Here is a 13,486-nt window from a genome sequence, read left to right as displayed (position 1 = left end):
AAAAAACAAGAACACGCAAGTGGTTCTTGTTTTTTTATGTTAACGCAAGTTCATTTGAAGGGATTTGTGCGTTCAAATGCTCGATTTTAAAAGTGGCAAGTTGAATAAATTCGCTTACACCAAATTGCAAAAAGGCAGGAAGCGCCTTTTTCTCTAAATAGCGACGGTAATCGATAAGATTGTTAGAAGCTTGATAAATGAGTAATTGAAACAAGTGAACAAACATTTCTTGTTTTGAATCGCTTGCAATTTGCTTTGCAACTTCAATTTCGGGAAGAAGAGTATGTTTGTTCAAAAAGTCGAGTTCAACTTGAAGACGTAAATGACGTTCAAGTACTGTTAAATAAAAAACTGACTGTTTATCTAATAAATTCAATGCATATAGGTAATAATGAGCCCCTTGTTCTTTGTCGTGTCGTTTCAAGTGGACGTCCCCGAATAAACAAAGGATCATTGCTTTCTGCTCTACTGCTTGACAAAGGTCGCAACTTTGTAGTAATTGAATTAACCGAAAATCGAGCGTGCGTTGAGGTAAATCTGTCAACTGAGCAAGCATGATCCGTTCAGCTTCAATAGCTAATAAAAACTGACGATTCTCAGTAAATAAGCGATTCGCTTTATCTGCATAATAATAGGCAAGTGTTGATAAACCAGCTAGCTCATAAGCTAGTGCTAAGTGGTACAAATAATCGATTGCAGGATAAACCGTTTCATCAATTTGCTCAAACTCCGGAATGGCATGATTTGCTTGATATGTGACCAAGTAAAACATTCCCTTTACATGGTGAAACCGTTGGGTTTCATCAAAAGAAAGGGTTTGTTTCTTTTTTTCAAGTAGTTTAATCAACTGACGTGCTTGATCAAGTTGATTGGTTAGTAGGCAATATTTTGCGTGCAATAACAAAAACCAATGATAATGTTCAGAAAGTGAAATCAGATCTTCATTGATCAGGTGCGCAGCAAATCCGTCCATATCGTGTCGTAGGCGCATCGTAATCGCGTATTCCCATTTTGCCAAGAAACTTTTATACGTATGAAGTTTTTCAACTTCTTTTTCCATCGTAATACCTAGACGTGAAGCTAAAAGTGATACAATCTCAGGCGCATAAGTTGTCCGTGAACATTCAATTTTACTGAGATGTGTCACCGAACAAATATCTTGTCCGAGTTGTTCTTGTGTCAAACGTTGTTTCTTTCGATAATGTTGGATGATTCTTCCTTCGTACACGATACCGCCACCTTTCCGTTTCAGTTGCATTTTATAATTTTTAGGAAAAGAAGACTAGTCCAAAAAAACGAATGACTTGTACAGAAATTCGGAACACTGATGTGAATAAAAAACTTGACAATAAAAGCCTTTCGCATGATGAATAGAAAATCGGAAAAACTAAGGATAGAAAAAGAAAGGGGGGACCAGTGAGATGAATTTTGAACAAATGAAGTACATTGTAGAAGCTTCAAAAGAAGGGTCGATTTCGAGAGCTGCCGACAATTTATATGTGTCAAAATCAGGGTTAAGTCAAGGAATATCGATGCTTGAGTCAGAGCTTGGAGTGAAAATTTTTGATCGGACGAATACAGGGATTAAACTGACTAATGCAGGCGAACGAGTGGTTAGACATGCAATTCAAATGTTGGAAATGATGGATAATTTAAATAAAGAAGTTAAAACAATAAAACGAAAGAATGATATACTCATCACGATTTCGATGACCCCGACATTCTCGTTTTTGATTCAGCAAATTATTCTATCGCTTGATCATTTTCATCCAAATCTTACCTTTCAAGTGATGGAAAACCATACAAAAACAATGTTAAAAAATAAGCAGCAACTAGCCGATTTTTCGTTTAGTGCGTTGACACGTTCAGAATCGAAATATTTCGATAAACAAACGCTCACACACTTAGGGCAAACTAGAATTTGTATTGCAGTGGGAAAAAAATCGCCATTTTATCATGCAAAATCAGTTCGGTTAGCCGATTTGAAAAAAAAGACGGTGATTGCGTATACGTTATCTGATTACGAACAACTGCCGATTGAGTTTTCTAGTATTCAAGATGCGTTTTTGACGACAAACGTGCATGAGTTTGCGTTCGATATGCTTAGTGAAAAAGATGCGGTCTTGTATCTGCATTCCTTTACATTATGGAATCAACCTATCATCGAATCCGATGAAATTCGAGTAATTCCAATTGAAGATAAACGGATCAAACCAGTCGATTTATGGTGTGTCCATAGAATTGAAGAGCGTGAATCAGAAGTAGTTCGGTTATTTTTTGAGGAATTAACCGCACGGATAAAAGTTGTACTGAAAGAATCGTTTGATGGTAAAGAAGGTACTCACTAGGAGTACCTTTTTGCATGAATTGATTTTAGTAACATTATTTTAAAATACTTCGAGTTTGCCCGCATTCATCGTGTTCAGAGCCCATTGTACCAAGCGCTTTCATTGAAATAGGTGGCTAGGTCGTTTGTTTATCTATTTTTCGCACAAATTTGTATAACGGAAAAAGGGAAGAAGGATAATCTCAAACTTTTACCAACTAAATAACCTCCTCAAAACCGGAAGGAAGTCGGCTGTTAAGACTTTTTTTTTCGGTTTTACTTTTTGGTAGAAAGGAAGATTTACCTAAACATGACGAGAACAAATGCGATCATTATGAAAATAAACGCTTGGACTGAACCAACAGGAGAAATCCTTTCGATAAAAATCAGTAAAGAGAACGCTTACGCATTAGTTCTCCACCCAGGTTCTACGATTGAGATTTTGTACTGTTTTACCATAGGTGACCGCATTGAGTTGTCACGTGAGAAACAAATTCAATTAACCGCACAACCTGAATTAGACGAAAGCATCGTTAAGGTAGCCAAAACTGTTTTTGAAGCAATGCTGATTCGATTTAATTAAGAAAAAAGAGTAGCACTGCTTATTACAGGTAGAAAACTATACCAAAACTTATGATTTAACTACTAATACAGTCTTTATATTAATTAAAGGCTGTATTTTTTTATTGAACTATATAATTATTACAGGTAAAACATATACCATATACCAATTCTAAAATACATTATAACCATGGGGTAATACGCAATTTTTATTGTATGACGTACTAAAAAAGGCACCCCATAAAGGTTGCCTTTAAATTTTAATCTATTCTTAAACAGAGCCTAACGTTTTGGTATAAGTTTTAGTATATATACCAAAACTTCAGCCCTTTATTCTAAAGGTCTCAAGGCTATTCGGTATATATATTGCCTGTGATAAGTTTTCCTATTCTTTTTTTGTTAGGGGAAAAGGACACAAGGAAAGAAAAAGTGAAAACGAGCCAAAAGGTATGATGCAATAAAAGAAAGAAGATGAAGGGTGAATGAAATGGAGAGTACGAAATACATTGGAATCATCGGGCCACGCGTAACAAGTAAACCACTACGACAACGTGCTCGTACATTTGCGAGACGTTGTGCGGAAAAAGGGTATACGGTCGTCAGTGGGTTAGCGCTTGGCATCGACACGGAAGCGCACGAAGGAACGCTTGAGGTAAAAGGTGCAAAAACGATTGCCATTGTCAGTACGACTCCGAGTGTACCGTTAACACCTAAGACAAACCGTGAACTGGGCGAACGAATTCGTAAAAACGGGGGTGTGTACCATCCTTTCACAACCCCAGAAATCAGAAATAAACCAGGAATAGACCATTTCACACAGAGATTGCTCGAACGAAATGTGCTTCTTGCGTATTATTGCCCGATTATCATAGTAGTGAGTGATGAAGAAATTATCAGTGGTGGATCCCGTTATGCTGTTTATTTCGGACAGCAAATCGGTAAGGTTGTGCTTTATCAATCTGCCAGGAACGAACTATTTACAGAATTAATGAAGTTATCACCTAATAAAAGACTATTGATAGCAGGATACAGTTTGGGTGGTTTGAATTCTGATTTTGACAATCTATCAGTCTATACGTTCGGTAGTCCGCGTGTTGCAGATCCAGAATTTGCTTATCGATACAATCAAATTGTAAAAAGAAGTTTTCGTATTTTTAATGTGCATGACATCATTCCTACCTTACCTGCAGAAATTTATCCTCCGCCGTTTACATCTAAAGGTTTATATTATCGACACGTAAACAATAATTTTCCAGTCTCGTTTCAATTAAATAGCATAGCTCGTAATCATTATATAGGTTGTTATTTTAATACGATTAGCAGATTAGACCCTGAATTTACTTCTGCATTATGTTTGAATAATACTGATTTTTGTCCAAGTATAAAAATATGTACTGCTTATAATGGGAAATGTATTGAAAGAACTAAATAATAGTAAAATTTAAATCAAACTCATGGATTTGATTTTTTGTTTGAAGAGTAGGTGAGTGAGTTTGGTAGTATAAATTAGTATCATGAACTACAGTTCCAAATTCACCTAAAGCTAAGGTAGCTTATAAAGGTGTAACGGTAGATGATGTTTTAACTCAATTAGATTTAAAATAACAAAATAGATTATTTTTACAAACAATTTAAATAGTTTATAAGTTTATTAAAAAACTATCCTACTTTTTTAATTAAAAAGTAGGATAGTTTTTTTGTTAAAAATAGGAATATTATGTTTTTTCATTTTTTTAATAAAAAACGTCAAATTCCCCCAAATTTTAAAAAGTCTAAAATTTACAACTTTACTTAAAATTCGCTGTTTTGTAAGGAGTATTAGCCAAAATTCAACAATTAATGTCAAATAATAACATTTTCTTTAATTAAATTCGAAAAAAAATCAAGTGGAAATCGCTAAATTTCCCCAATACAAGACAAGCGAAACATGGAGTAATATTTAATTAAATTTAAGTGTTTAGAAAAATTTTAATACTTGAATTTTCGGAATTTGGGCAAATAATCGAATTTTTCATTATTTGTTTATACTGGGGGGGAAAACATGAAAGAGAGAAAATCGTCTCACAAAAGTAAGAGGCCAACAAAAAAAATACTTTCGATCTTTGCGTTAAGTTCGATGTTTTTAAATGTTGTGATTCCTCATAGTTATGCAAGTGGAAATACTGCTGAAGCAAATCTTAATCAGCAAAATTTATCTAGTAATACCTTTGACGCAAAAGAAGTAAACCGTATTCTTGACGGGCTTACACCAGAACAAAAAGCAAATATTAATAAGCTTACTGGTGCAGATAATACCGAAAAAATCCGTGTAGACAAAAAGGATTTAATCGGTTCAAAAAAGATTAATGTTATTGTTCAATTTAAACAAGATCCAGCTAAAATACAAATCATTAAGCAATCTTTAGCTAAAGGTGGAGCAACTGCAAATAGTCAAGCTTTTGATAGCGAATATTCAGATGCTAAAATAAAAGTTAAAGATTCACATGCAAATTTTAAGAGCTTTTTAAATACTCAACCTAAAACTTCTATTGTTGGCGGGAAAACTGTTAAAACAGAAATTAGTATTACGCGAGAATTTACAGATGCATTTAATGGAGTTGCATTAACGTTACCCGCAAATTTAGTTCAAAAGCTTGCAGAAAGTCCAGATGTTGCGTCTGTTTGGTCTCAAGTAGAATATTCTTTACCTGATGAAGGCAATTCTCAAAAATCAGCGACAGCTACATCAGCTGGCAAGCCAACTTCAGCACTTTCCCATTTAGGGATTGATAAGCTTCAAGCTGAAGGGAATACAGGTATTATTAAAACAGGTCCACGTGCGGGCCAAAAGGTTAAAGTGGGTGTATTGGATACAGGAATCGATTACAACCACCCTGATCTTTATAAAGTAACACATGATGAAAATGGAAAATTATATGGTGGTCATGACTTTGTAAATAATGACGGAATTGATGCAACAGGAAACATTAAGTATGTGGATGACCATGATCCAATGGAAACAACTTATGATGATTGGGTAGCTGATAAGGCGAGTTCAAATCCAGTTTGGGGAACACCACCTTCAGATTATAAGCCATATATTACTTCACATGGAACACACGTTTCTGGTACGATTGCAGCAAATACGACTAATAATAACGATGTTTATTCGGCAAATGGGGTAGCACCTGATGTGGCTCTTTATGGTTATCGTGTATTAGGACCAGGAGGACATGGAACAACCGAATCTGTACTAAGTGGTATCGATCAAGCTGCAAAAGATCATATGGATGTAATTAATCTATCTCTTGGTGCAAATGTTAATGATCCATTTTACCCAACAAGCATTGCAATTAACAATGCTACTTTAGCTGGAGTTGTGTGTGATGTTGCTGCAGGTAATAGTGGACCTGGTCAAGCTACAGTAGGTTCACCAGGAACTTCGGCACTGGCAATTACTGTTGGTGCAAGTACAATCCCTGAAGAAATTGCAACAATGACTGTTAAGAATGGTTCAGTTTCATATAAATCACGATTATTTGGTAAAAACTTTTCACAAGCAGACGATGTTTATAAAGGTCAAACACTTCCAATCGTTGATGTTGGCTTAGGAAGTGAAGCAGATTATAGTGGAATTGATGTGAAAGGTAAACTTGTTCTAGTAAAGCGTGGCGTAGACTATTTACAAACAAAAATGACAAATGCTAAAAATGCTGGAGCAGCTGGAATGATTATCTGGGATAATACAGCTGATACTGATTCTCAAGGTTATATTCCTAATTTCTTAGGAGTAAGCATGGATAATGTTTATTCTATTTCATTAACTCAGGAACAAGGACAAGCTCTTTCTGATGCGATTAAAAAGGACCCAAAATCAGCTAATATTACGTTCCCTTCTACACTCGATGCGCCTATTACTAAGAGCGGGGATGAATTAGCAAGCTTTAGCTCAACAGGCCCAGTTAAAGATTGGACAATTAAGCCAGATGTAGTTGCACCTGGGGTTGATATTTCTTCAACAGCTCCATACGATATTTGGGAGCCAAATGCAGCACATGACTATAAAATTGGTTATCAGATTATGTCTGGTACATCAATGGCAACTCCTCACGTTGCTGGGATCTCAGCTTTAATTTTAGCTGCACATCCAGATTATACACCGGCTGATGTCAAAACAGCATTAATGAATACTGCTAAAGATATTAACACAGATTCAAAGACTTATAGTGTTTATCAAGTAGGAGCAGGACGTGTTGATCCATCACGTGCTATTAAAGAAAATGTGAAAATTCAAGTTTTAGATAAAACAGTTACAATTGATAATCTAGCTGATAGCTCAACAGCACATGAAGTAGATAACATTACAGGTAGCATGTACTTTGGTTTTAAAGGTAGAGGAGAAGGTGCAACGAACGGTTCAGATGATGTAGTTTCTTCAAAAGATTTTAACGTTTCTAACCAAGGAAGTAGCACTAAAACATTTAATGTAAGTACGGAATTTATTTCCTCAAAATTTGCTGGGTCGAATAAAGTCGGACCAGGAACAGGAAATGATGTTAAAATTGATTTTTCGGTTGATGGAAATAACGTGAAATCGATTAATGTCGGCGGAGGAAGTACAGCCAAAGCTACGGCAAAAATAACGGTTCCGTCAAATTCACTTGAGGGTACTTACGAGGGGTATATCCACTTAATAAATGCAGCGGACTCATCGGAGACTTATCGAATTCCTTTTACAATTACAGTTGCGGAAAAAGGAATTAATACGTTCAATGTTGCGTTAAAAGCTGTGGCAGAAGGAAATATCTCGGCTTATAATGTTTCTGTTAACAACGAAATGGAAAACTTATATATTGTTGTGAAGGATAAAGACGGGAAATATATAGGTGTAACAAACACATTATCAAGCGGTAGAAATTTTATCCCAGGTGTCCAATATGGCCCACTATTAACTCTTTTTAATGGATGGTATCTTCCATTTACAAAGACATACGATGGAACATATGACGAATCTGGCATTGCAGATAAGGTGGAAGTACTAAAAGAAGGTAGTTACTCTCTCGAGATGATTGCTACTGGTAAAGATGGAAAACGTTACACAGCGGAAGATACGGTCTATGTTGATGGTACTCCGCCGACTATGACGATGGATTCTGACTCCAAACCGGGAATCTATGAAATCGATACGACAGGGTACCTACCTGGACAAGAAATTAAAGGATTTCATGGTACGGTTTATGACTCGAACGTAGACGTGATGAAAAATAATGGAGAAACATCAGTACCTAGTCCAACGACTGGCAAACCTGTTCCTGTTGATCAAGGATTGAATATGGTCACTGGTTATCAAGACAGTTATTACCCAACAGTTTACTTCAATACAAATGCGAAAGGTCGTTTCCACTTTGGTGTGACGAAAGAGGACGTAGCAAATAAACTGGGTAGTGATTTTATAATTGACCCTACAGATTATTCGGGTGAAAATGATTATGACATCAATAAACAAACTTATTACTTTATTAAAAAAGGAAATCCTTACGTTACCCTAACTTCATCTAATGGAGTAGATGCAGGACCAGGTACCGAAGATAAAGTAGTTGTCGATCCGAATAAACCATTCAAAACAACAATCGCAACAAAATATGGTGTCGGAATGACTGGCGGTAAATTTTTACTGAATGACCATAGTGTGTACCAATTCTCTAATATCCGACTAACAGATGAGTATAAAAATTATCTGATTAGTAAAGGAATCGATCCAACTACCGTTCTTACTGTAGGTCAACCATATATGCATCAAAATTATCAAATTGGAAAAACAACAGATATCACAATTTCAAATATAGGTTCAGAAGGTGCTCTTGATCATGATATGCCGATTATTGAGGCAGATGTAACTTATACAAACATTGAACCTGTAGTAGGAGAATTTTCATATGACTTGTTGCAAGTGAATTTAACATTGTCAGGTGCAGATACAAGGGTTGCGTGGTTCCCGGTTGATATACCTTATGTAAGACAGTTCACTTCTTTGATTAGAGGTCGTGTAGCAGCGGAATCTTTCGCGAAAAACAACATTAATAACTCCTATCCACAATTCACTGTTGATTCAGGTGCGAAGGTAACGGCTACAGATGCAAATGGTAAAAAATTTACAACAGATCAACCGACAACAGCTAGTAATACAATGGCTTATGCGTTTATCAACCCATATTATGCTTTGACAGCTGATGTAAGTGACAAGCCATATTCTTTGGAAGCAAGTGTACCAGGACATTTTAAAGGATATGAAAAAACACCTGTGATTGGTCAAAACAAATTCGGTTATCAATCAGGTACAGTAAAGGATCTTCCAGGTCTTTTCCCAATCCTTTTAGGTGGAGATGTAAATGGTGACAACGTCATCGACATGAAGGATTTACTGAAAGAAATCGATGTTTATTACCAATATAAAAACTTAACTAATTTTAATAATCCAGATAATAAGCTTGCAAACAAGACAGCATTTTTAAATGCTAACCGTGATGCAGATATTTATTGGATTAAACCAACAGGATTTGGTTATGGAATTGACTATAATGACTTCTATTATATCTTTAAAAACTTTGGTATGAAAAATCAAAGTGCGATTGATGCAGGTCTAAGTGTCCCAGATACTCAACTAACAGTTGATAAAGATACGACGATCGAAACGGCTTATGCCGGTTCAATTACGTTAAATGCTGGTGATACGCTACAGCAAGTTATGCAAAAACTTAATTTTGCAGGTCCAGCCCAAGCAGTCGCATCAACACCTAAGCTACAAGACTTGCAAAATGGAGCAACGATTTCACTTTCTCCATCAAGCACGGTGTTCGTTGATGATTTAGTGTGGAGAAAAGCAATTACAAAAGTTATGCTAGGATCAACAGATGTAACTGATAAAGTAACAATGAGTCCGGCTTATACGTATTATGATGCAAATGGTACAATTCAAACAATGCCTTCAAAAATTACGTTACCGGGTTCATTATTCCCGACGGCAACGAATTATACAATTACAGTGAAGGCAACAGGTTACCAAGATGTAACGAAAACGTTAACAGTATCAACGGTGCCAATTCCGACGCCTGCGATTCCAATTATCACAGACCCAACAGTAGCGCATATTGGGAATGATTTAACATTATCTTTCCAAGAAGATGCGAACTGGCGAAATGGAATCAATAAAGTAATTATGACGACTAATAGCGGTAAAACTGTGGATATCACGAATTTAATCAATCCAGATACAAATCAAAAATATTACGACATTAGCAAACCAGGAAAAATCACGTTTAATGCAAAAACATTTATGACGGATTCTACTCTTGATCCAAATAATACTTCAACATATAATCAAGCGACAATCAATCCTGGTGGTAAAAATTATTTACCTCAGCTTTACAAATTTACGATTGGCTCAACAGGTGCAGATGGAACAGTTTATCCAGATACTATAGCAGGTTCTGATCCAAATTACATTGCGCAACAACCTGTTGGTTATAGTATTACATTTGACAGTCAGGATGGCTCAGCCCCTAAGTCGATGGCAGTAGGATACAAACCGGGCGCAAGTCGTTCGAATGGTCCAAATAGTGATTTATTAAACTCATATTCTCCTGCGCCAACAAGACCGGGATATAAATTTCTTGGTTGGTGGAATGAACCATCTTTAAAAACACAATGGGATGCAGGTCCAATATTTGCAGACAAGACTGTTTATGCGAAATGGCAAATGAATACGACTCAAAGCTACTCACCAGTTGATAAAGCGAATCCGGATGGATTAAAATTCGACGGAAGTAACGGAGGGGTTTCTGGAGTTGGTTGGATATTAGGAGAAGGCGATTTAAAAATCAATATTCCTGACTATTTAACAAATGTTTCTTGGTTAACATCTAAGGACAAGATTGCCAATATCGAGGCAACATTCTATCAGATGAAGAGCGATGGTTCAAAGGAAACAACACCAACGGTCTATACGTTAGATCCAAGTACCTATGACTTGACGTCAAATGGTAATAACGGAATCCTTTCCTTTAAAACAGCAACTCATGATCAAGCTGTTCAAGCAGGTCAAACGAAATTAGGTGAGAAATTTGCCTTCAGTGAGATGCCAACGTTATCAAATGCAGGGTCAATTAAAGGATATAATATCAAACTAACGTCATCAACAGGGGAAGTAGTCACGATTCCTAATATTCAACTAGGATACAGACGTCATATTGACTTGAACGGTGGATCCTTAAAGAGTGCAAAAGACTTATTCTTTGCCGATACACTTGTCAATGGTTTGGCGACAGCACCGAATATGATCACAGGTCCTTCTCATGTAGTAAATGGAAATCTGACGATTAGTTCAAATCTGTATCTAGATGCAGCTAACTCAATTGATAAGATGTCTGATATTTCAATGGATAACGGTAAATTTATAACGGATAATGTAACTTATTATCTATGTTGGAATAAGGTGCCACCAACGGTTAATAAAGATGTTGCTGGAAACATTGTAGGAAGCGACATTACGTTAGCATTTAATGATGATGGAACTTGGAAGAATAATATCAAGGCTGTGAAAATCGGTGATAAAACTTTAGAACTAAATAAGGATTACACGATTTCGAATAATAGTATGACTCTTAAGGCGGCTCTTTTCACGAATGCACAAAAGTTCAATGTGACGATTGTTTCAGAAGGGTATAAAGATGTAAATGTAGTTGACCAAGTTGTCGGTTATACTGTTACGTTTAATTCAAATGGCGGAGATCCAGTTCCAGCTCAAATCGTCGACAGAAATGCGACGAAACCATTCGATCCATCAAAAGCTGGATACAAGTTCTATGGTTGGTATAGCGATCAAGATTTAACAATACCATATGATTTTGATAATATTGTGACAAAACCAATTACACTTTATGCGAAATATGCTTTAGCAGGATCTTTTGTAACAGCAGATACAACGGATAATGCGATAGGGAACAATATCGTATTAGAGTATATTGATAAAGATTGGGCAAATGCGATTAATGGCATCACACTTAACGGACTTGCAATAGACGGATCGAAATATACTGTCGATAAAGAGAATCGTACAATTACTTTAGATAAGAGTCTATTCTCAAGAGCGAGAGATTATCAGATATCGATTAAGGCTACTGATTACGCTGATGTATCATTAGTTCAAAAATTAGTAAATGGATATAATGTACATTTCGTAGTACCAGGTGATGCACCAGCTGAAGTAAAAGAAGCAACGAAAGATCAAATTGTAGCACGAAGAATCACGGCACCAACTGTTCATGGTTATGAATTAACTTGGTTTGCAGATCAAGATTGCACAATCCCTTGGGATTTCACAAATTCAATTTACTCAGCAAAAACGATTTACGGAAAATGGAAACCATCAAAATACACTGTCATCTATGATACACAAGATGCTGGACTAGTTGTTTCGGCAAAAGCTGAATACAACACATTACTAGACGAAACAAAACCAACAAGAACGGGTTACACATTCCTTGGTTGGTACAAAGATTCAGAAGGTAAAACACCATGGAACTTTGCAACAGACAAAGTATCTGGAGATATGGTTTTATATGCAAAGTGGAGTATTAACTCTTACACAATTCACTTTAACAGTAATGGCGGCAGTCAAGTGGCTGATAAAACTGCAAACTACAATAGCAACATTTCTTTACCAAAACCAACAAGAACAGGTTACACATTTGTTGGATGGTACACTGATGCAGCATTAAAAACGCCAGTAGGCCCAACTGTAACATTAACAAACAACATTACATTGTATGCGAAGTGGAGTATTAACTCTTATTCGATCCATTTCAATAGTAATGGTGGCAGTCAAATTGCAGACAAAACTGCAAATTACAATAGCAAAATCACTTTACCAAATCCAACAAGAACAGGTTATACATTTGTTGGATGGTACAAAGATTCTGCATTAAAAACGTCTGCAGGTTCATCAGTAACATTAACAAGCAATATCACACTTTATGCAAAATGGAACATAAACAAATATACTGTTAAATTTAATTCTGTTGGAGGCACAATTTCGACTAGAACTGTAAATTACAATTCAACGATTAGCCAACCAGCATCACCAACAAGAAAAGGATATACATTCCTTGGATGGTATAAAGATGCATCTGGAAAAGTAGCTTGGAACTTCGCGAAGGATAAAGTGACTACAAACACTACGATTTACGCGAAATGGGTAGCTAATCCAGCAAAACCAACAAATGTAAAATTAACAAAATCAGGTTTATCTTCTGTAAAATTAACATGGTCTAGTGTATCGGGTGCTGCGGGTTATGAGATTGTTAAATCAACTTCAAAAACAGGCACATTTGCTCACTTAACAAATGTAACAAAAACAAATTACACGAACAGTGGATTAACAAGAGGTAAAACTTACTATTACAAAGTTCGTTCTTACAAATTGGTTGGATCGAAAAAAATCTACAGCGATTGGACAAGTGTTATAGCGTTCAAACGATAATAAATAGTAGGACAAGGTTTCTCAGGTAAAAACAAGTCAGAACGGGGTGTTTAGGATATTTAATAATTGAATAAACACCCTTT

The 13,486-nt window shown here is 36.1% G+C and carries 5 protein-coding genes; 4 read left to right on the top strand and 1 reads right to left on the bottom strand.

What is annotated here, in order from left to right:
• Window positions 1–34: 34 nt before the first annotated feature.
• On the bottom strand, window positions 35–1,258 hold the full coding sequence (locus COI44_RS08525; protein ID WP_142329243.1) for a helix-turn-helix domain-containing protein: 1,224 nt from the start codon (window positions 1,256–1,258) through the stop codon (window positions 35–37).
• 163 nt (window positions 1,259–1,421) lie between these two features.
• Between COI44_RS08525 and COI44_RS08520 the strand changes: the two genes are divergently transcribed.
• From COI44_RS08520 to COI44_RS08505, 4 genes are all read left to right on the top strand, one after another.
• Window positions 1,422–2,348 carry a LysR family transcriptional regulator gene (locus tag COI44_RS08520; protein WP_098427554.1) on the top strand — a complete coding sequence of 309 codons (927 nt, stop codon included), beginning with the start codon at window positions 1,422–1,424 and terminating at the stop codon, window positions 2,346–2,348.
• A gap of 288 nt (window positions 2,349–2,636) precedes the next feature.
• Entirely contained in the window at window positions 2,637–2,909 is a 273-nt protein-coding gene (locus COI44_RS08515) for a hypothetical protein (protein ID WP_098427553.1), read from the top strand.
• Window positions 2,910–3,374: 465 nt separating this feature from the next.
• Window positions 3,375–4,319 (top strand): DNA-processing protein DprA, encoded by a 945-nt coding sequence (locus COI44_RS08510; RefSeq protein WP_098427552.1) that lies wholly within the window; start codon window positions 3,375–3,377, stop codon window positions 4,317–4,319.
• A 609-nt stretch (window positions 4,320–4,928) separates the two neighbouring features.
• Window positions 4,929–13,403, top strand: coding sequence for an InlB B-repeat-containing protein (locus COI44_RS08505; protein WP_098427551.1), 8,475 nt, complete (start codon window positions 4,929–4,931; stop codon window positions 13,401–13,403).
• Window positions 13,404–13,486: the final 83 nt, after the last annotated feature.

Source organism: Bacillus sp. AFS088145 (genome assembly GCF_002564465.1).
Classification (GTDB): Bacteria; Bacillota; Bacilli; order Bacillales; family Bacillaceae_G; genus Gottfriedia.
This window is presented reverse-complemented; position numbering and strand designations above follow the sequence as displayed.